The sequence below is a fragment of the Anaerocolumna xylanovorans DSM 12503 genome (assembly GCF_900143645.1).
In the GTDB taxonomy this organism is placed as follows: domain Bacteria; phylum Bacillota; class Clostridia; order Lachnospirales; family Lachnospiraceae; genus Anaerocolumna; species Anaerocolumna xylanovorans.
In genome coordinates, this window is the sequence record NZ_FRFD01000010.1 from 252,459 (window position 1) to 274,402 (window position 21,944).

Consider the following 21,944-nt stretch of genomic DNA (forward strand, 5'->3'; position numbering starts at 1 on the left):
AAATATATAATACCACATCTTTATTAATTAGTCAAAATAGAGGTTGGTCCCATTCGGTCTTTTTATCACACACCTCTCTCTGGTATTCCCTGGGTGTAGTACCTGTAAATTTACGGAATACTCTGGTAAAATAATAAGCATTTTCAAAACTTAACTTATAAGCAATTTCATTGATGCGGTAATTTCCTTCCCTTATTAAGCTGCAGGCCCTCTCCACCTTTGCTTTGTTCACATAATCAACAAAGCTCTGTCCGCTTTGCTTTTTAAACAGGGAAGAAAAATATGCCGGAGAAATTGCTGCATACTCTGCCACCTCCTGCAGATTAATATGCTCATCTATATGCTCTTTTATATATTGCTTTGCCATCTCTACCGGCCGGGATTTCATACCGGGATTCTGATAAAGCATTTCCCGTATGGAGTTCTTTAATTTATCAATCCAGAGCAGTACCTGCTTTCTGGTCATAAGACTGTTAATCTCCTGATAATCCTCCGCAGCAGAATTACTCATATTAAGGGATTTTGCCAATGAGCGGTAAAGCTCTGAACACAGCCAGACAGCCTGGCTCTTTTGATGTACCACATTTTGTATTCTCTCAGAAGCCTTATCAAGAAGCAAAAGCACTCCTGCTATATTCTTTGCATTCAGCTCTGTTGTTAAACGGTCGCCGATTCCAAGCAGACCCAAAGGTTCAAACACAGGACGTGCTGCATTAACCGGTTCCAGCTCTTTTCCCAGATAATATATTTCAATCAGGTACATGAGTTCTTCCCTGCAGGCAATGAGCTGGTTCTCACCAAAATAAACCTGGGTTGGATAAACGATGCATCGTGCCTGTACGATTTTACTCACAGTAGTGGAAAGTTTATTCTGAAACAATGAGAAGTTTTCCTTCGAATCCTTATTAAGGCCCCAGAGATATAGTATAATGCAATCCGTCTGCCCTGTATTGATAAACAGATGGTGGACAAAAATCTGCTCGGATATTTGTTTTGTGAGCTCTTTAATCCATGCATGTATCTTCTTTTTATCTTTCTGGCTGGAAAAGCTGCCTTCAGGCATACCCGATAAATCCAGCGGGATATAAAAATAAGAATAGCCGGTAAGCATATGATTGTCATTTAAAACTTTTGCAGCTTTCATAAAGGAGGAATCTTCCGATTCGAATAGTATTTTCAAGAAAGCATTGTCAAGTATTTCCTTCTGTTTCAAATTGTAATAGTTACTTAGTGTATCAGCCTTTTTTAGCTGTGAACGTTTCCTGCATTCCTCTTTTGCCATATTCAGGCTTTTAATCAGGGTGGCAGGCTCCAGCTGCGCCTTTAGCAGGTAATCGGCAGCCCTAAGCCTTAATGTTTCTCTTGCCAGATCAAATTCCTGAAAATTGGTAAGCATGATAAAAACAATGGAAGGAAACTCTTTCGTAACAGCCTTAAGGAGTTCTATTCCATCCATAACAGGCATTTTGATATCACATAGTACAATGTCCGGCTGACGGTTCCTGATCTTCTCCAGAGCATCGGAGCCGTTCTTGGCAGTATGCATAATCGTACAGTCTTCCTGTTCCCAGTCAATAAGAAATTTTATACCGGAAAGTATAATAGTTTCATCGTCTACAAGCATTACCTGGAACATCAGTTATACCTCCTTTGGTATACGGATAGTAACACGTGTATAAGCGTGTTCTTTGCTTTCATAGGTCAGACCGGATTCCTGTCCATATATCAGTTTTAACCTTGAATTCACATTCCTGATTCCCATACCGCTAAAGGAATCCTTATTGGAATATTCCTCTTCCTCTTCATCCAGTCTTAGCATTTCTTTCTTTTCCATACCGGCTCCGTCATCCTCAACATACAGGTATAAGATACCCTCCTCTTCTCTGCCGCCAAGTATAATATTCCCAAATCTCCCTGTGGGCACAATCCCATGAAAAATAGCATTTTCAATTAGAGGCTGAAGGGTAAATTTCACTATACGGCAGCATAAGAGATTTTCCGGAATTTTATTTTCAAAGTTAAAAACTTCCACATAGCGGATGGATTGAATATGGATATAATCCATCAGAAGGCTTATTTCTTCTTTCAGTGTAATCTTCTCACCGGTCCCCTTTGCAACGTTTCTAAGAAGATTCTCCAATGCCATTGTCATATTGGCAATGGAACTGGATTTCTGGATAACGGCCATCCACCGTATGGAATCCAAGGTGTTGTATAAAAAATGAGGATTTACCTGGCTTTGTAAAAGAGAGATTTCCACATCCTTCTTTTGCTCATACATTTTTTCTGTTTCTATCAGAAGGCGGCTGATGCTTGCAGACATGGAATTTACCACTCTTCCGATTTCTCCGATTTCATCGCCCGAAATTTCAATCTGGGAATCATAGGAAAAATCATTATCCTTTGATATTTTTTCTATCCGCGTTATCAGTATCTTAATGGGCTTGGTAATTGAAATTGACAGTATATGGGCAACAGCAAAGCCGACACTGACGGTAGTTGCCAGAATAACTACTAACACAAAGAGCATTCTGGTATCTTCATTTCCTGCGGTTGTTTCAGAGGAGGATATGCTGTATACTGTCAAATCAAAATGTGATAACGGCATTGCATTCACCTTGTATTTATGACCGTCCTTTTTTATTGTTGTCCCATCTTTTAGAGGTAAATCTGCATACTCCTTCCGGTTTATGGACTTTGACACTGCCAAAAACACTTTATCTTCTGAATCCTTCACAAAAATTCCGTCCAACTGGTGAGCAGCCCGCAGCTGTGACAATATTAACGCAGGAGATATTTCAATATAAATATATCCTACGGTTTTAGCCGTATGGATCTGTATGGCAGGGCAAAGAAATACCAAAACATTTTCCTTGGGGTTGGAAAGGGAAGGTGCTATTGTATAGATAGAATGAATCGTTTTATCCTGTATCTGATGAAACAGTTCAGAAGCCCTAAGCTTACTTCCGGTATCGATAGAACCGCTTTGCATAGTACCGCTGGCTTCTATTAATATGGAATCTTTATTAAATACAATTAAGCGGTTTATAAATTTATTATTCATGCTGGCTGATAAATAGGTATTCAAAGCTTCCTGTGCCTTAAAGCAAAGGCTTCGCTCCTTTACAGTCTGGCTGCCGTTAAGGGAGAGAGCTTTTGCTATTTCCGTATCAAAGGCACAGTTCATACCCAAATTATCTGTTTCGCTGATATACTGCTCCAATTGTTTTTTTACTGCCTGGATATACTGCCTGTCCAGTTCCGTAGATTTTGAAAAAATAATATTTCCCATATAACTATATAAGAACAGATTGCTTGCCAGGCTAAAGAGAAGCACGCAGAGAGAAGTAGAGAGCAGTATTTTCATTTTAATGCCATATTTCTTCATTTTTATAACCATGCTCCTTTCAAAGTCTGGAGACTTTGCTTATTTCTGTTATTAATACTATCAGATTGTACTGCCGATTATAATTAGTTATGTTCCATCAGTATATCATATTTCCGGTTCCCCAAAAAGCGAATTAAAAAAAGGAGAAAAATAGTATTAATTCTAAAAATAGTATTATATTTCAGAAAGCACCGGGAATTATTTATAAAAAAAGTGTGGTTATTAAGAAAATTTGTTAGGTTAAATTAATCATCAGTTTATGTATAATACAATCACAATAATCAATACATTTCAAAAGGAGGATATTTATGAAAAAGCAAAAGCTTATTGCAGCTGTGCTGATTACCGTACTTTCCTGTCTGTTACTGGCAGGCTGTAAAGGCGAAGGTGACAGCACAAAGAATTCAACACCTTCAAACAGTAAAACAGAATCCGCTTCAGAGGATGCTAAGACCTCTGGCGATACCGGGCAGGTTACTATCAAAGCATCTGTCTGGGACTTAGACACAAGTTCTGCTTCAGCAAAGACTATGGCTGATACATTTATGGCCCGAAATCCTGATATCAAAGTCGACCTTATTGATATCCCATCCTCGGAATACACCAATAAGTTAAGCATCATGCTAAACGGAAATAATGACTTGGATGTTTTCTGGATCAAAGACGGAGATACCATTAAAGCAATTGAGAGCAAAGGGCAGCTGGCCGACTTAAGCAGTTTTATAAACAGACAAGGTTTGGACTTAAACGTATTTAACGGTCTGGCCGACAGCTTTACTACAGATGACGGAAAAGTTTTTGCCCTTCCTGTAAACTCAAGTTTTTATGTATTATTTTATAACAAGGATTTATTTGATGCTGCAGGAGTTGCCTATCCCGGCAATGACATGACATGGAGTGATTTTGAAAATCTCGCATCAAAGCTTACCAGCGGCGAAGGTGCGGACAAAAAATACGGGGCTCTTCTTCATACATGGCAGGCCTGCGTCCAGAACTGGGCAATTCAGGACGGTAAACATACCATTTTGGACAGTGATTATTCCTTCATGAAAGATTCCTATGAAATGGCACTTAGAATGCAGAATGCCGGTACCATTATGGATTATGCGACCCTTAAGACCGGTAATATCCATTACTCCAGCCCTTTTCTTCAGGGTAATATCGCAATGATGCCAATGGGAACATGGTTCTGCTCAACATTAATCGATAAAATCAAAGCCGGTGAAAGTACTGTTAATTGGGGAATGGCTGTCCTTCCACATCCGGAAGGCGTAGAGGCTGGCTGGACTGTGGGTTCCGTAACCCCCATCGCTATCAATGCTTCTTCCAAAAAACAAGAAGCAGCCTGGAAATTTGTTGATTTTGTCACCAGTGAAGAAGGTGCTTTGATTCAGGCACAGGCAGGATTAGTCCCTTCCCGCATCAGCACTGACTCCATGAGTTTTGTAGCAGAGGCAGAGGGTATGCCTGATAACGCTCTCGAAATCCTAACCGCTGTAAAAAAGATTACTCTGGACCGCCCTATAGAAGAAAAGACGGCTGAGGTCAATCAAATGCTTGGAGAAGTTCACAGCTTAATAATGCTAGGGGAATATAGCATTGACCAGGGCCTTGCGGAAATGTCCGAAAGAAATAAGGAAATTCAGGGTCAATAGAAATTGCCTGTGGGAGAGTGGCAAAACGGCCACTCTCCTACTTTTATAAAATGCTATTATCTTTTTAGAAAACAGGGAGGACATTACATGAAGAACTCTAAGGCAAAAGGAAAGGGTCTTTCTCTTGGAACTAAAAACTTATTTCTGGGCCTTTCTTTTATTTTACCAAATTTCATTGGCTTTTTTATATTTATCCTGATTCCAGTCACCTTCTCACTTGTTCTAAGTTTTATGAAATGGGACGGCTTTCATTCTATGGAATTTATCGGCATAAAGAATTTTATTTATATTTTCAAAGACAGGGTGTTTATAGGAGCCATTTTTAAAACTGTTTACTATTCCGCTTTTACGGTGCTGTTTACTTTGGTGGCTTCCTTAGGGTTGGCTGTCCTTCTAAACAACAAGCTCCGTGGAATTAATTTTTTCAGAAGTTCCATCTTCTTTCCTTATGTGGCTTCCATTGTTGCAATAGCCGTTGTATGGAATGCTCTTTTCCAAAAGGATTTCGGTCCCATTAACTCCTTTCTCAAAATGATTGGAATTGCAAACCCTCCCGGCTGGACAGCCAGTATCCATTCCGTTATACCAGCCCTTATCATCGTAAGTATCTGGAGAAACATGGGGTATTTTATGATCGTCTACCTGGCAGCCCTTCAGGATATCCCCTATTCGCTTTACGAGGCAGCTACCATTGACGGTGCTACAAAGAGGCAGCAGTTTTTCAGAGTTACGCTTCCGCTTTTAGCACCCAGTACTTTCTTTGTATTAATGATGCTAACCATTAATTCCTTTAAGATATTCGACCTTGTCTATATGATGACGGAAGGCGGTCCGGGAAATGCGTCAACTATGTTAAGCCAATATATTTACAACCAGTCCTTTATCGCCTGGAATTACGGCAAGGCAAGCGCGGCTGCAATGATATTATTTATAGTCGTCGGCACTATTACCGTATTGCAGTTTAAAGTGGAGAAAAAGTGGCTTAGCTATATGTAATGCCTTATTAAGGAATGGAGGATTATTATGATTATACGAGAAAGTAAATTTTCTAAATTTCTAACCTATACAGTATTATCGTTAATTACACTGCTGACTCTTCTGCCTCTTATCTGGATGCTTAGCGCTTCCTTAAAACTGGACAGTGAAGTCTTTTCTCTTCCGATAAGATGGATTCCCAAAAATCCGCAATGGAAGAATTACACTGTAATATGGGGTAAGATCCCTTTCGGGCTTTTTGTCTGGAATACTCTTAAATTAACTCTGGTAATTACAGTGATCCAGATAGCAACCTCAAGCTTTGCGGCCTATGGCTTCTCCAAGATCAATTTCAAAGGAAGGGACTTTTTATTTTTCTGTTACGTTACTACTATAGCAATACCCTGGCAGGTTTATATGCTGCCCCAGTACAGTCTTATGAATAAGTTTCATTTAGTTGATACACATATTGGATATGTCCTGCTGCAGAGTTTCACTGCCTTTGGTGTATTCCTCATGCGCCAGTTTTATCTTTCCATACCAAACGACCTGTTGGAAGCCGCCAAGATTGACGGATTAAACGATTACCGTATTTATTTCCGTATTGTCCTTCCATTGTCAAAGCCCAGCTTAGCCACACTTACCATTTTTAGCTTTGTCACAATATGGAATGATTTTATGGGACCTATGATTTATTTTAATACAACAAATCTGAAAACCATTCAGCTTGGTATCAGAATGTTTATCGGACAGTACTCCACTGAATACGGACTCATTATGGCCGCCAGTGTAGTGGCTCTGGTACCTGTTTTTATTATATTCCTGGCTTTTCAGCGGTTCTTTGTACAAGGAATTGCTACCAGCGGACTAAAGGGCTGAAGAAAGGGGCTTTAAATGAATTCAACAGAAAAAAACTATCTGGGTCATGTCATTGATTGCAGTGAGGATTTTTCCTCCGTCAGCAATACCTTTTTTAATATATCTGAAATGAACACCTTTGAGGAGAAGAGCATGACCGGCTCTGTCTCCTTTAAAAGATACCGGCGTAAGGAACGGCTTTCCTTTAACGGCATTTCCTATCCTTATGAAGAATCCGCTTCCTGGACTTTCCCGCCGGACTATGAAGAGTCTCCCTCTCATAAAATAAGTCTTTCCTTCTATGACTCCAATATTTTTCGTTTACAGGTAAACCTGGATAATACAGCACCTCAAAAAGAAACTTCTGTCATGCTGGAGAAAGAGCTTAAGGCATATCCCTGCAAGACTGCACGGGAAAAAAATTCACTGGTTCTGACTACTGATAAATTGAAAATCACTATAACTTCCTGCCCTTTTACCCTGGAGATTAGAGATTCCTGCGGCAATTTACTGACCAGGTCCATTCATATGGACGATAGCAGATGCCTTCTTAACTATAACCCGCTCCCTTTTTCCTATGTAAAACGAGCCTCTGATCTTAAGAAGACGGCGGCGGCTTCTTTTTCCATAAGCCCCGGAGAGCACTTTTACGGCTGCGGAGAGAGCTTTACGGGTTTGGATAAATTAGGGCAAAAGGTTGTTTTATGGACAAAAGACCCCCATGGCGTACAAACCCAGGAAATGTATAAACCAATACCTTTTTATATGAGCTCAAAGGGCTACGGAATTTTCACCCATACAAGCGCTCCGGTTACGTTCGATTTCGGCAGCCGCTACCGGGAGGCACAAACAATATTTATCGGCAATGAAAAGATAGACTTATTTTTTATCGCCGGAACTCCCAAAGAAATACTCACCGGTTATACATTCCTGACAGGAAGAGCCAACATGCCTCCCCTCTGGAGCTTTGGCTTATGGATGAGCAGAATATCTTACCAATCAGAAGAAGAAGTCATGGAAACTGCCGGAAAGCTTCGGGATTACCGCATTCCCTGTGATGTTCTTCATTTAGACACCGGCTGGTTTGAAAAAGACTGGCGCTGCAACTATCAGTTCTCCCCCACACGCTTTCCAAATCCCCAAAAGCTGATAAACAGCTTAAAGGAAAACGGTTTTCACGTAAGCCTGTGGCAGCTTCCTTACTTTACTCCCGGCAATGAACTGTACCGGGAAATTGTAGATAACGGCTATGCTGTTCAGGATTTTGACGGTAACCTGCCTGCCGATGATGCTATTTTGGATTTTTCCAACAAACATGCGGCAGCCTGGTATCAGAATAAGCTAAGGCCCCTGCTGGAGATGGGGGTGGCAGCTATCAAGGCTGATTTCGGTGAAGCAGCGCCTCTTCACGGAAAATATGCCTCCGGAAAATCCGGAATAACAGAGCATAACCTGTATCCTCTCCGCTATAATAAAGCAGTATCCGACATAACAAAGCAAATAAAAGGGGAATCCATCATCTGGGCCAGGAGTGCCTGGGCAGGCAGCCAGCGCTATCCCCTGCATTGGGGTGGTGACGCGGAAAATACCAATATGGGAATGCTTTCTACTTTAAGGGGAGGACTCTCTCTTGGAATGTGCGGATTCACTTTCTGGAGCCATGATGCCGGAGGGTTTGTAAGGAAAAGTCCGGAGGAACTCTATAAAAGATGGATGTTTATGTCTGTTTTTTCTTCTCATATGCGCTGTCACGGTGCTCCGCCTAAGGAACCCTGGCATTATTCAGAAGAATTCCTGGCATTGTTCCGAAAACAGGTCGAGTTCAGATATCGGCTGATACCATATATCTATGAGGAAAGCAGAAAATCCGCGGAAAAAGGCTGGCCAATGATGCGTTCCATGTTTTTTGAATATCCGGATGACAATACCTGCATCGGACTGGATGACCAGTATATGTTTGGAAGCTCCATTCTGGCAGCTCCCCTGTTTGAGGACAATATATCCCAAAGAAGTGTTTACCTCCCAAAGGGGCTATGGGTTGACTTGGAAAACAAAGACAATGTCTATGAAGGCGGACATTGGCATAGCTTACCTTCCGGAAGCCTTTGCGGAATTGCACTTGTAAAAAAAGGAGCAGGTATCCCAATGTCAGAAGTAATACAGCATACGGGCCAGCTGCAAAGCGACAGGATTACAATTAATCAGTATTAAATCAGAGCTGCCTCTAAGATTATCCGCCGAAAGGAAGTCATTATGAAATTTGAATTAAGAAACCCGGATTACACACTTAGTCCCTATACAGGTATGGGCAGGCAGCATTGGCTGGATGCCTGTGAGTTTCTGCTTAAAGGAATCTTCTCAAATGTTGCTTCAATGGACAGTCTGCCCCTTAGCCCAAGAACAGAGTATGCCGTAAGCTATCCCAATGAGAAAACCTCTCCCTGGAAGGAATATGCCGCACGGTTTGAGGGCCTTTCCCGCAGTTTTCTGATTGCCGCCCCACTTCTTTTTAACAGGCCTGAAACAAAAATAGGCGAATATTCTCTAACGGAATATTACAGGAAACATATTCTTTCTGCCGTTACAAAAGGGACTGCAAGCTATATGCTCTCTTTAAAGGAAGTTCAGAGTATGTCCGCTCCCGGGGAGCGCGCCTTCCAGCATACCTGTGAATGTGCATCTCTTGTCATTGGACTGGAGCAATCAAGAAATATACTCTGGGATACCTACTGCCAGCAGGAAAAAGATTGTATTGCCGCGTATCTGATGGAATTCGCAAATGGATATACGGAGCCCCATAACTGGCGCCTGTTTAACATGCTGATTCTTGCCTTTCTCCACAAAGAGGGATATCCCATTGATGAATCTATTATGCGTGACCATGCACAGGCAATCCTGTCCTACTATGCAGGAGACGGATGGTACCGGGACGGGCACCGCTTTGATTATTATTCTCCCTGGGCATTTCAGGTATATGCACCTCTTTGGAATGCCTGGTATGGGTACCAAAAAGAGCCTTATATTGCCTCACAAATTGAAAAAAACTCCAATTGCCTTGTAGAGCGTTATGAAGCCTTGTTTGATAAAAACGCAAATGTTACCCTCTGGGGAAGAAGCGGTATTTACCGCAATGCCGTATCAGCTCCCTTTGCTGCAAATTTCGCCTTAAATAACCCGAAAGCTCATCCGGGATTGGCACGAAGGATTAATTCCGGTGCTCTGCTCCAATTCATCACCAGGGAAGACGTCTTTCAAAACGGAATTCCCACACTGGGATTTTACAAGGAATTTTCTCCTATGGTGCAGGAATACAGCTGCGCCGAGAGTCCTTTCTGGATGGCCAATCCTTTTATCTGCCTCTGTTTTCCTGATAATCATCCCTTTTGGACTGCCGCTGAAAGCAATGGCAGCTGGGAGGAAATGAAAGAAAATGCAAATAAGACCTTTATCATGGAGGGCCCCGGTATTGTAGCGGATCACCACGGTGCTAACGGTTCTGTCGAATTCCGAACGGCAAAAGCCCTGTTTAAACCGGAGGATGAATATATTCCTTACTATATACGCTTATCCTTTCACAGCCATTTTCCCTGGGAAGCCTTTGATTATAAAGGTGCCGAGGCAATGCAATACAGTCTTTTATACGACGGAGAGGAAAAAGCGCTGGTTCCGAATATTATGCTGTACGCAGGGGTCAGAGAAAAAGTACTCTACCGAATGGCTTATTTTGACTTTCAATACAACTTTCAGGGAAAGTCTTCCATCCAATTGGCAGATATACCGCTCCCGAACGGCATGCTCCGTGCAGATAAAACCAGAATTCCACATAAACCGTACCGGCTCTTTATGGGGGCCTATGGCTTTCCCGCCGATGATACTGTCAGTATCCAAAAAAGAAGCCTTAACGGCGCACAGTCAATGGTACTAAAAAGTGATACAAGGCAGCTGGCACTTACCGTCTATTCCGGTTTTGATACGATTGAGCTAAAGGAACGCACAGGTGTAAATCCAATATCCGCTAAGAGTCTTTTGCTCTATGGAACCAGTAAAAGAGAAAAGTTATATGGCTATGAACCCTATGTTATGGTATCGGCTGTCTTAAGCAAGGAGGGAGGAGAAGATTTCACAGAATCCGAACTTTTTCCTATCCGCAGTCTTTCTTTTCGTGACAGTGAACAATGCGGCGGCTGCGGACCGGTTAGAATTGAATTAAGAGATGGTCAAAGTTATGAAATAAACTATGAGGAAATGGAAGGAAATCTCATGATATAAACTGCAAAAGGGCTGCTGCAAAAGTAATTTAAATGCAGCAGCCCTTTTGTGGTCTGACTATTATCAGAATGCTTTTTGCTCTTTGATAATATCGGAAACCGCATCAATAAATGCCTTCATTTCCTCATCCGTTCCTATGGTAATCCTTAGGAAATTATCAATTCCGGGCTTTTTAAAATAGCGCACATAAATATCTTTTTTCCTTAATTCGTTAAAAATCACCTCTGCCGGTACTTCCCTGTGAGAAGCAAAGAAGAAGTTTGTTTTCGAGTCCAAAATAGTAAAACCGAGACCACGGAGGCTTTCAGCTGCCCAGGTCCTGGTTTTCATTATCCTGTCAAGAATTTCCTTGTGATACTTTTGGTCTCTTACCGCTTCTGCCCCATAGCATAAGGAAGGCTGGTTCATGGTATAGGAGTTATATGAATATTTTACATCGTTTAATGCCTTGATAAGAGAAGGAGCCCCAAAGGCATATCCGATACGGATTCCTGCCATGGAGTAAGCCTTTGAAAAGGTCTGCACGATTAAAAGATTCTCGAATTCCTTCAGTAAGGGCAGAGCTGTTTCTCCGCCAAATTCCACATAGGCTTCGTCTACTATAACAACCGATTCCCGGTTATGCTCTAAGATATCCCTGACAGCGTCAAGGCCTAAATTCAGAGAAGTAGGTGCATTGGGGTTAGCTATGACAATTCCGCCGTTTTTCCTGTAGTAATCTTCTTTTCTGATAGTAAAATCCTCATTTAAAGGGATTGTCTCAAAGGGGATATTGTAAAGTGCTGCCCATACCTCATAAAAGGAATAGGTGATATCAGGAAACAGGATTGGCTCTGTAGAATTAAAAAAGGTCAGGAAAGCTGTTGCCAACACATCATCAGAACCTACTCCTACGAAAATCTGCTCATTCTTTAAGCCATAGACCTCACCCAGAGCCTCTGTTAAAACAGTGGAAGAGGGATCGGGATAAAGTCTTAACTGATCCATCTTAAATTCTTCCATTGCCTTTTTCACCTCCGGTGAGGGCGGATAGGGATTTTCATTGGTGTTTAACTTAATCATTCCGGGTTTATTGGGCTGCTCCCCAGGAACATAGGGTACAACCTTTCTGAAATACTGCTCCCACTGTTTCATATTGTCTTTTACCTTTCTTCTTGATATTCCTGGTAAAGCTTCTTAAAACCGGGCAACGCTCCTTCAATGGTACTTTTGCTTACACAATACGCAATACGGCAGTAACCTGCACAGCCAAAAGCAACACCTGGTACCAAAAGGATATTATGCTTTTTCGCACGCTCACAAAAGGCCTTGTCATCTTCCTCTAAAGTCTTAACAAAGAGGTAAAATGCCCCCTCCGGCTTTGCACAGGAATACCCATATTCTTTGAGGCTGTTGTATAGCAATTCCCTGTTCTCATTATAAACGGAAATATCCACTTCCGAATCCAGACATCTTGCAACTACTCTTTGTATCAGAGATGGAGCATTTACAAAGCCAAGAATTCTGGTTGCAACACTTGCCGCTGCAAAAATCTCTTCGTAATCCTCTGCTTCCTTTGGAATCACGAGATAACCTATACGCTCTCCCGGAAGGGACAGAGATTTACTATAGGAGTAGCCTACAATGGTATTTTTGTAATATTTCGTAAGATATGGAACGAATACATCTCCATAAACTAATTCTCTGTATGGTTCATCGGATATCAGATAGATCGGATTACCAAACTCCTGCTGCTTCTTTTCCAGTACCTTAGAAAGCTCTTTGATTGTTTCTTCGGAATATACTACACCTGTAGGATTATTCGGTGTATTTACAATAACTGCCTTGGTATTTCCGGTGAGCTTCTCTTCTAATTCCTTTAGGTTCGGCATAAAAGTTTCTTTGTCCGGGCTGATTACCACAAGCTTTCCATCATAGTTATCCGCATAGTTACGGTATTCTCCGAAAAATGGTGCGAAAACAACAACTTCATCGCCGGGATTTAACAGGGTCTTTAAAATTACGTTTAATCCTCCTGCCGCACCAACGGTCATTATGATGTTATCTTTATGAAATGAGGTGCTATGGATTTTATTTAAATGGACAGCTATGTTCTCTCTGACATCTTCATAGCCGGAATTATTCATATAACCATGAACAAAGGTCGTTTCCTCATTTGTAACAATGTCAATTACCGCTTCTTTTACTGAAACAGGCGGCTGCACACTGGGATTGCCAAGGCTGAAATCATATACGTTTTCCTTGCCATAAATCGCTGCCAGGCGCTTTCCTTCTTCAAACATGGCCCTGGTTATGGAACTGTTCTTTACCATTACACTCATTTTTTCAGAAATCATACGAAACCTCTTTCCTTTACTGTATCTTTTCTTTTATTTTTAACAGTATAGCATACAGCTGTCTTTTTTTACAAGTCATGCCTGCACACTAATTCATTTTTCTAAGAATTCAGATACAAAAAGGAAAGACCTGTAAAAACAAGTCTTTTCTAATTCTTACTATTTTCCCTGACGGATATCCAGATAATTTTTCACAATCTGCACGCATTTGTCAAAGCCCAATCGTTTACTGTTGACGCACAAATCATAGTTCCCCGCATTTTCCCAGTCCCTGCCGGTATAATAACGGTAGTATGCCGCCCTTCTTTTATCCGTTTCAAGTACTTTCTTTTCAAGCTCCTTCCCTGGCAGGCTGTACATACCCTCCAGCCTTTTTACGCAATCCTCCAGAGAGGCGTGAACAAAAACTTTTATTACATTATCCATATCCCTTAGAACATAATCCGCACATCTTCCGACGATAACGCAGGATTCTTCTTCTGCCAGCTTTCTGATAACCTTTGCCTGATAGCTGAACAAATTATCATTAGAAACAAAGTCTTCCCTGTCCGGCGGAATCAGTTCGCCTTTGTATTCTTTCCTGGCTATCCGGTATAAAAGGCTCTGCTTTAGCTGCTCGTCCGCCCGTCCGAACAGTTCTTCATTTATTCCGCTTTCATCTGAAGCCAGACGTAACAGCTCCCTGTCATAATAGTGTATTCCAAGCTCTTCGGCTAACATTTTCCCCATAGTCCTGCCGCCGCTGCCATAGCCTCTTGCTATGGTAATCACAAAGTTATCCATACCAACTCCTCCTTTATTCACCAAGATATGCTTTCTTTACGGAATCATCATTCAGAAGTTCACTTGCCTTTCCTTCCAGAACAATCTTGCCGGTTTCTAAAACATACGCTCTGGTGGCGATGGATAGTGCTTTTTTTGCATTTTGCTCCACCAAAAGAACTGTCGTACCGCTCTCGCTGATTTCTCTTATGATATCGAATATCTCCGATACAAACAGGGGAGACAGCCCCATGGAGGGTTCATCCATCAGTATAATCCTGGGCTGCGACATCAGGGCCCTTCCCATAGCCAGCATCTGCTGCTCACCGCCGCTTAGGGTTCCTGCTATCTGGTTCTTCCGCTCTCTTAGCCTTGGAAATCTATTATATATCTTATTCAATGTGCTTTCAATCTCGCCCTTATCTTTTCTGGTATAAGCTCCCATCTTAAGATTTTCATATACCGTAAGCTCGGAAAATATCCTTCTGCCTTCCGGTACATGTGCCATCCCCATGGTTACGATTTTGTGGGCAGGAGTTTTTGTCAAATCCTTGCCTTCAAATAATACATGTCCCGACTTGGCCCCTATCAAGCCCGTAATTGTATGAAGAATCGTGGTTTTTCCGGCACCGTTTGCTCCGATTAAAGCAATAACTTCTCCTTCGTTTACTTCAAAGGATATCCCTTTTAATGCCTGGATTACCCCGTAATATACATTCAAATCCTCTATTTTCAACATTGCCATAGTGTCTCTCCTTTACTCTCCAAGATATGCGGTAATTACCTCGGGATTATTTAAGACATCCTCCGGTGTGCCTGCTGCTAATTCCATCCCGAAATTTAACACCAGTATCTTTTCGCAAATTCCCGACACAAGCTTCATATCATGCTCAATTAAGAGAATCGTAATACCGTAACGTTTTCTCACAAGCTGGATGGTATCCATAAGCTCTGCTGTTTCATTGGGATTCATACCGGCAGCAGGCTCATCCAGTAAGAGCAATTTCGGATTCGTCGCAAGACCTCTGGCTATTTCTAACTTACGCTGCTTTCCGTAAGGAAGATTGCCGGCCAGATAATGTGCCTGACCATCCAAATCAAATACTTTCAGAATCTCAAGAGCCTTTTCATCCATGCTCTTCTCCCTCTTAAAGTAGGAACCCAGATGAAGAAAGCTTTCTGCCAGAGAGTAACCCTGCTGATTATGAAGCGCTGTCTTGACATTGTCAAGCACCGTCATTTTCTTAAATAAACGAATATTCTGAAAGGTTCTTGCAATTCCTGATTTGCAGATTTCCGAGGGAGACTTCCCCACTAAATCCACACCGTCAAGCTTTATCGTACCGTCCGTTGGCCTGTATACACCGGTAAGTAAATTGAATACTGTTGTTTTTCCGGCACCGTTGGGCCCTATTAATCCATAAAGCTGGCCCTTTTCAATTAATAGATTAACATTGTCTACCGCTCTTAAGCCTCCAAAGGAGATACCTAGATTTTTTACTTCTAATAAATTCAAAATTCTTCTCTCCTTTCTATCTGGCTCTTGCCTTTAATTTTGGCAATTTGGGCAACTTGGGGAACTTTCCTGAATCTTCTAACCTCTGGCGGATTTCAGAAGAATTAAACAGCATAATCAAAATAAGCGCCAGTGAGTAAAGCAGCATCCGGTAGTTGCTTGCCCCTCTTAAAAATTCGGGTAACAGAGTAAGTATGATAGCCGATATGACAGATCCCGGGATGCTTCCCATACCGCCAAGTACTACAATAACAAGAATTTCAATGGATTTATTGTAATCGAAGTTGCCGGGCTTTAAGATACTTAAGTTATGCCCAAAGAGCACGCCTGCCACTCCTGCAAAGAAGGCTGCAATTACAAAAGCCATGATTTTATAATTACTTACCTTAATACCAATGGATTCTGCCGCAATGGAATTATCCCTGATAGAACTGATAACCCTTCCATAACGGGATTTTACAAAGTTAGCAAGCAAAACAATCGTTATGATAACAAAGGCATAGGTCCATTTATAGTTGGTATATCTGGGAATTCCGCTTAAGCCTCTTGCTCCGCCCGTAACACTAAGAAAGTTAACAATGGAGCGGACGATTTCACCAAAAGCAAGAGTAACGATTGCCAGATAATCTCCCTTAAGGCGTAAAACGGGGATTCCGATTACTACGCCGAATAAAGCGGCCACGATACCTCCGATTATTATGCCTATCAGAAAGGCAAGGGAGTTTGGGATTCCCGTATGGTTCTCGGCAAAGATGGTAAATAAAGCTCCCGAATAAGCTCCGATAGCCATAAAGCCCGCATGTCCCAAAGACAGTTCTCCAAGAAAACCGGTGGTAATATTTAAGGAAACCGCCAGAATAATATTAATTCCGATCGGTACAAGAAGGGATTTAAAATGCCTGGTGGCAAAGTTCCCTTCCATCACTGTCATTATAATAAGGTAAACAGCAATAACAGCGGCTAATTTTATTAAATTCTTTACTGTAAAAATTCCTTTTCCCATACTCCACCTACACTTTCTCTATACGGTTCTTGCCAAGAAGTCCGGAAGGCTTAACCAGAAGAACGATAACCAAAACACCAAAAACAATCGCATCAGAAAGTTCTGTTGAAAGGTATGCTTTTGATAAACTCTCAATAACTCCAAGAAGTATTCCTCCAAGCATTGCTCCCGGAACGCTTCCGATACCGCCTAAGACTGCCGCAACGAAGGCCTTGATGCCGGGCAGGGCTCCTAAGGTGGGTTTTATGGACTGGAACTGGCAGATAAACATAATTCCTGCTACTGCTGCTAAGGCAGAGCCAATAGCAAAGGTCAGGGAAATGGTACGGTTTACGTTAATGCCCATCAGCTGGGCTGCTGCCTTATCCTCTGATACTGCCCTCATAGCACTTCCTGCTTTGGTCTTATTGATAAACAGGGTAAGGGCTATCATGCAAACTGATGTAACAACCAGGGTTACAATGGTAATGCCCGGTATCGTAATTCCCCCTATTTTGATGGTATCCAGATTGATAATAGATTTGAAAGTAATTGGATTTGCCGTAAAAATTAACAGGGCAACACTTTGCAGCAAATAGCTTACACCGATAGCTGTAATTAATACCGCCAGCGGAGGAGCCTTTCTTAAAGGCTTATAGGCAACCTTTTCTATCACGATACCCAATATGGCACATACAATGATAGTAAATAACACCGCCGGTATTACCGGCATCTTTAAATCTGTTATGCTCACGTAAAGGACATAGGCCCCCACCATAATAATATCCCCATGGGCAAAGTTTATCATTTTTGCAATACCATATACCATGGTATACCCAAGAGCTATTAAGGCATATATACTTCCCGACCTTAAGCCGTTTATAAACTGTTCAATAATACTTTCCATATTACCCTCTTTCTGGATATCCGTTAATCCGTAGTTAAAAATTACTTTTCAGCCTAACTTTTTTGTCCGTACCGCATTATATTTTCCTCATAAGCTTATTCGCTCCCTCCGGAGGCCTTCTCTCCTTCTCTTCCGAAAAAAGCGAACAAGTTCAGACTAGCTCCCAGTCCGCTTTGTTTAAAAAAGAAAGAATTTGGACTAAAGTCGGAAATTCTTAACTTCAGCCCAAAATCTTTCATATTCATAAATCACTCCTATGGCAATAACTCCCACTAAGCTTACTGTTATTGTACTGTCTTTGCGGTGTATTCCCCATTCTTAATCTCAATAAACTTAGCACCCTTATTCGGTTCACCGTTTGTATCAAAGGTGACGGTACCGGTAAGGCCCTTAACTTCAATATGAGTCATTGCTTCAATTAAATCTGCACTGTCAGTTTTTCCGGCTTTTTCAAGCGCTGCCTTGATAACGTACACGGTATCATATCCGTCTGCTGCGAACTGGTCCGGTGAAGTATTATATTTTTCCTTATATTTCGTTACAAATGCCTGTACGGCAGTATCCGGATCTGCTGCAAAGAAAGGGCTTAAGAAAACGGCACCTTCTAATACCTTCTTGTCAACTACCTTATCAAGCACTCCATCCCAACCGTCTGAACCGACAAAAGGAAGTGTCATGCCAAGCTCTGAAGCCTGTGTGGTAATATAAGCGGCATCCTGATAATAAACCGGTGCAAATATAATCTGCGCATCCGTACCTTTAATTGTAGTAAGCTGTGTATTAAAATCTACCGCATCTGTTACGAAAGCTTCCTTGGCAACAACCTCACCGCCAAGTTCCTTTATCTTGCTTTCAAAAGCATCCGCAACACCGGTGCTGTAATCATCTGCATTATTATAAACAATAGCAACCTTTTTTAATCCCAGCGTATTTATTACATAATCTGCCATTGTCTCTCCCTGAAGAGGATCTGTAAAGCAAAGGCGGAATGCATTGGGATTCTTGGTTAACTCTTTTGCAGAACCGGAGGGTGTAATCTGTAAAATACCATCTGCATAGGTCTGGTCTGCAAGTGCAAGCCCTGCACCGCTGGTTACGGTTCCAAGAAGTGCCTGAATACCCTTATCCATTAAGGTATTATAAGCTGCTGTTACAGTATCAGCATCTGCCTCATCATCTTCAAACTCTAATTTTAACTTTAATGTCTGATCCCCAACCTTAACGCCGCCTGCATCGTTAATTTCCTGAATAGCCACCTCAGCACCCTGCTTCACAGAGATACCATAAGAAGCAGCCTGACCTGTTAAGGGGCCCAAACCACCGATTAAGAAAGTTCCATCACCTGTGCCGGAAGCATCGCTCCCATCTGATCCCGTGCTGCCGGTATTTTTTGTTCCGCAGCCTGCTAATGAAGCAACTGTCAGCGTTCCTAATAATCCAAGACTGACAACTTTTTTAAATACTTTTTTCATAAATAACCTCCCTTAAATATAATAGCATCCGTTAGTTCTCTGCTATAAACCAGTGTCCGGTTAATGTATTAAAGTGCCAGAGTAAAAACAGAAGCTTATCGAGTAACTATAAGCCCTAAAAGTAAAAGTAGAATATAAAAAACAAAAAGGCGCTCAAAATACACGTATACTATTGAACGCCTTTGTTCTGCATTTATCTTACTATTGTGTTTTCTATTTGTCAACAAAAATTATGAACTACTAATAATTCTCATAATTACCAAGCTCACCGCCGCATTTGTCACAGAAGTCCAATCCTACCAGCGTTATACCTCCGCAGTCAGGGCAAATCATCTTCTCCGGAAGAATTTCCTTCTCAACAATCTCATGTTCTTCCGACCCAGACACCTCCCCCGCCTCTGTCTTAACAGCTTCTTTGGAAAGCGTTCCTTCTGCTTCTTTGCTATTTCCCTTAAGCAGCCTCTTTAAGAAAACCATAAAATCCTCCCTATATAATGGAATCTTCATCCCGGTACTTGTTCATCAGCTTTTTGAATATCTCACCATTGGTGGGCGGTGTATAGGTGATAGCATTAGCACCGGCCTCAATGGTCTTTAGAATGCTTTCTTCCGTGGGACCGCCCGTCGCCATAATAGGTATGTTAGGGAATTCTTCTCTGATCTGCTTCACTATCTCGGCTGTTTTACCGGCACCGGATACATTTAAGATGTCTGCACCGGCATTAATTCTTGCTGCAATATCCGTTCTTTCGGATACCACCGTTATGGCAATCGGTATATCGATTCTTTCCTTGAGATAAAGAATAGTTTCGTTGGGAGTAGGCGCGTTTAATACAACTCCGACAGCTCCCTGAAATTCTGCATCTTCCGCAAGGTTAAGCACTCTTGGCCCCTTTGTGGTTCCGCCGCCGACACCGCAGAATACCGGTACATCGGAGCAGTTAATAATAGCATGAGTTATAATCGGCTGCGGTGTAAATGGATATACGGCAATCACCGCATTAGCATTACAGTTTCGTATAATTGCCACATCCGTTGTAAATACCAACGATTTGATAAGTTTTCCGAATATCCTGATACCGCTGGCCTGGTCAATTACTTTTGGCACCCGGACCATATGCTTACGTAAATTACCGTCGATTTCCGGTAAAAATTTGTCTTCCAACTGCCTCTCCCCCTTTCATCATCCTCTTTTAATTACTGCTTTCTAATAAGAGTTTCTTGTATCCGCTTCCCCTCATTTCTATCTGGGGCACCCCTTTTTTCTCAATATAATCCCTGGTTATGGTTACCTTTCCAATGTTGATATCCTTCGGGATTTCGTACATAATATCCAGCATAAAATCTTCTATAATGGCCCTAAGAGCTCTGGCCCCCGTCTTCTTTTCCATCGCCTTTTCCGCAATTGCCTCCATAGCCCCATCATCAAATTCCAGGCAGACCTCATCCAGGGCTAACAGCTTCTGGTACTGCTTAAGTATTGCATTCTTAGGCTCATTTAATATCTTGATAAGCATTTCCTTATTAAGTCCCTCTAAAGAGAACATAATCGGGAGACGTCCTAAGAATTCCGGTATCATTCCATATTCTCTTAAATCCTCTACCGTGACCTTTAAGAGCAGATTAGGGTCCTCATCATATTTATCCTTCAAATCGGCACTAAAACCAATAGAGGACTGTTTATTCAGCCTGGTCTTAATAATGCTGTCCAGATCCGGAAAAGCTCCGCCGCAGATAAACAATATATTTCTGGTGTTTACGGTAGTAAGAGGCACCATGGCGTTCTTACTGGTAGCACCGACAGGAACCTCCACTTCACTGCCCTCCAGGAGCTTAAGAAGCCCCTGCTGGACACTCTCTCCGCTGACATCCCTGTTATTCGTATTCTTTTTCTTCGCTATTTTATCAATTTCATCTATAAAGATGATTCCCTCTTCTGCTTTTTCCACATCATTGTCTGCCGCAGCCAACAGTTTTGATACCACGCTTTCTACATCATCTCCGATGTAGCCGGCTTCAGTTAAGGAGGTCGCATCCGTTATTGCCAGGGGTACATCCAAAAGCTTTGCCAGGGTTTTTACGAGAAAGGTCTTTCCGCTTCCGGTAGGACCAATCATAAGCACATTGGATTTTTCAATCTCAATATCATCCATTGTGCCGGTAACAACCCTCTTATAGTGATTATATACGGCAACGGACAGAACTTTTTTGGCATGCTCCTGACCTACCACATAATCATCCAGCTTTCCCTTTATGACATGGGGTGAAGGAACATTTTTAATATCAAAAGCTTTCGAAGTCTCTTCTGGTTCTTCCTCGATTTTTTTCTTCTTTAATTTCTGGTTCTTGGGAACATCCTTTTGAATCGTGTTCATATTCATCATATTAGGCGGAAATCCCAAAAGATCCATATAAGGCATTCCATTGCTATTTATCGTATCAAAGGTTTTTTGCATACAGTCAGAACAAATACAGATATTGTTCGGTATCCGCATCATCTTTCCTGCCTTGCTTTCCGGCCTTCTGCAAATATAGCATACTTCCTCATAGTCATCGTGGTTCTTATTATCCTTATCTATATTTTCCGGAACTTTGTCCTTATCCTTTATATCATCACTCATTCTGTTATCTCCTTTGTCAAATGCATTTTGCTTCTGATAGCATATACCAATTATAACGTAGGGTTTTATGGTATACAATAGAATAATATTGAAATTTTTCTAAAATAATTATAACGAAAAAAGTATGAAGGGCTGGTGCAAAGCCAGTCATCCTGTTACCGGATGCTGTGCACCAGCCCTTTTATGGGTCTTATTAGAATAAA

Annotated in this window: 19 protein-coding genes; 5 read left to right on the plus strand and 14 right to left on the minus strand. The window is 41.7% G+C overall.

The window, feature by feature from the left end:
* Positions 1-31: 31 nt before the first annotated feature.
* Both BUF11_RS17575 and BUF11_RS17580 read right to left on the minus strand, forming a co-directional pair.
* Positions 32-1,636 carry a response regulator transcription factor gene (locus BUF11_RS17575; protein ID WP_073590158.1) on the minus strand — a complete coding sequence of 535 codons (1,605 nt, stop codon included), beginning with the start codon at positions 1,634-1,636 and terminating at the stop codon, positions 32-34.
* 3 nt (positions 1,637-1,639) lie between these two features.
* Positions 1,640-3,388: a sensor histidine kinase gene (locus tag BUF11_RS17580; RefSeq protein WP_073590159.1), complete on the minus strand. Its 1,749-nt coding sequence runs from the start codon at positions 3,386-3,388 to the stop codon at positions 1,640-1,642.
* Between the two features lie 308 nt (positions 3,389-3,696).
* Between BUF11_RS17580 and BUF11_RS17585 the strand changes: the two genes are divergently transcribed.
* From BUF11_RS17585 to BUF11_RS17605, 5 genes are all read left to right on the plus strand, one after another.
* A complete protein-coding gene (locus BUF11_RS17585) occupies positions 3,697-5,043 on the plus strand; it encodes an ABC transporter substrate-binding protein (protein ID WP_073590160.1) in 1,347 nt (448 codons plus the stop codon).
* An 87-nt stretch (positions 5,044-5,130) separates the two neighbouring features.
* Positions 5,131-6,039 carry a carbohydrate ABC transporter permease gene (locus BUF11_RS17590; protein WP_073590161.1) on the plus strand — a complete coding sequence of 303 codons (909 nt, stop codon included), beginning with the start codon at positions 5,131-5,133 and terminating at the stop codon, positions 6,037-6,039.
* 27 nt (positions 6,040-6,066) lie between these two features.
* Positions 6,067-6,897 carry a carbohydrate ABC transporter permease gene (locus BUF11_RS17595; RefSeq protein WP_073590162.1) on the plus strand — a complete coding sequence of 277 codons (831 nt, stop codon included), beginning with the start codon at positions 6,067-6,069 and terminating at the stop codon, positions 6,895-6,897.
* A gap of 15 nt (positions 6,898-6,912) precedes the next feature.
* Entirely contained in the window at positions 6,913-9,087 is a 2,175-nt protein-coding gene (locus tag BUF11_RS17600; RefSeq protein WP_073590163.1) for a glycoside hydrolase family 31 protein, read from the plus strand.
* Between the two features lie 42 nt (positions 9,088-9,129).
* Entirely contained in the window at positions 9,130-11,145 is a 2,016-nt protein-coding gene (locus tag BUF11_RS17605) for a DUF2264 domain-containing protein (protein ID WP_073590164.1), read from the plus strand.
* Positions 11,146-11,208: 63 nt separating this feature from the next.
* On the opposite strand, the gene hisC is transcribed toward BUF11_RS17605, so the two are convergent.
* The 12 genes from hisC to clpX all read right to left on the minus strand — a co-directional run bounded on the left by hisC (position 11,209) and on the right by clpX (position 21,741).
* The gene (gene hisC, locus BUF11_RS17610; RefSeq protein WP_073590165.1) at positions 11,209-12,279 is read right to left on the minus strand and encodes a histidinol-phosphate transaminase; all 1,071 of its coding nucleotides are present in this window, start codon (positions 12,277-12,279) and stop codon (positions 11,209-11,211) included.
* Positions 12,280-12,287: 8 nt separating this feature from the next.
* Positions 12,288-13,481, minus strand: coding sequence for a pyridoxal phosphate-dependent aminotransferase (locus BUF11_RS17615; protein ID WP_073590166.1), 1,194 nt, complete (start codon positions 13,479-13,481; stop codon positions 12,288-12,290).
* Between the two features lie 159 nt (positions 13,482-13,640).
* Positions 13,641-14,264, minus strand: coding sequence for a cytidylate kinase-like family protein (locus tag BUF11_RS17620; RefSeq protein WP_073590167.1), 624 nt, complete (start codon positions 14,262-14,264; stop codon positions 13,641-13,643).
* Positions 14,265-14,277: 13 nt separating this feature from the next.
* Entirely contained in the window at positions 14,278-14,988 is a 711-nt protein-coding gene (locus tag BUF11_RS17625; protein WP_073590168.1) for an ABC transporter ATP-binding protein, read from the minus strand.
* A 12-nt stretch (positions 14,989-15,000) separates the two neighbouring features.
* Positions 15,001-15,759: an ABC transporter ATP-binding protein gene (locus BUF11_RS17630; RefSeq protein WP_073590169.1), complete on the minus strand. Its 759-nt coding sequence runs from the start codon at positions 15,757-15,759 to the stop codon at positions 15,001-15,003.
* Positions 15,760-15,775: 16 nt separating this feature from the next.
* On the minus strand, positions 15,776-16,762 hold the full coding sequence (locus BUF11_RS17635) for a branched-chain amino acid ABC transporter permease (RefSeq protein ID WP_073590170.1): 987 nt from the start codon (positions 16,760-16,762) through the stop codon (positions 15,776-15,778).
* 7 nt (positions 16,763-16,769) lie between these two features.
* On the minus strand, positions 16,770-17,648 hold the full coding sequence (locus BUF11_RS17640; RefSeq protein WP_073590171.1) for a branched-chain amino acid ABC transporter permease: 879 nt from the start codon (positions 17,646-17,648) through the stop codon (positions 16,770-16,772).
* A gap of 95 nt (positions 17,649-17,743) precedes the next feature.
* Positions 17,744-17,893 (minus strand): hypothetical protein, encoded by a 150-nt coding sequence (locus BUF11_RS24460; protein WP_175562093.1) that lies wholly within the window; start codon positions 17,891-17,893, stop codon positions 17,744-17,746.
* Positions 17,894-17,932: 39 nt separating this feature from the next.
* On the minus strand, positions 17,933-19,120 hold the full coding sequence (locus tag BUF11_RS17645; RefSeq protein WP_073590172.1) for an ABC transporter substrate-binding protein: 1,188 nt from the start codon (positions 19,118-19,120) through the stop codon (positions 17,933-17,935).
* A 240-nt stretch (positions 19,121-19,360) separates the two neighbouring features.
* On the minus strand, positions 19,361-19,597 hold the full coding sequence (locus BUF11_RS17650; protein WP_073590173.1) for a hypothetical protein: 237 nt from the start codon (positions 19,595-19,597) through the stop codon (positions 19,361-19,363).
* Between the two features lie 10 nt (positions 19,598-19,607).
* A complete protein-coding gene (locus BUF11_RS17655; RefSeq protein WP_073590174.1) occupies positions 19,608-20,285 on the minus strand; it encodes a beta/alpha barrel domain-containing protein in 678 nt (225 codons plus the stop codon).
* Between the two features lie 28 nt (positions 20,286-20,313).
* Complete coding sequence (gene clpX / locus BUF11_RS17660) at positions 20,314-21,741, minus strand: ATP-dependent Clp protease ATP-binding subunit ClpX (RefSeq protein WP_073590175.1); 1,428 nt, start codon at positions 21,739-21,741, stop codon at positions 20,314-20,316.
* Positions 21,742-21,944: the final 203 nt, after the last annotated feature.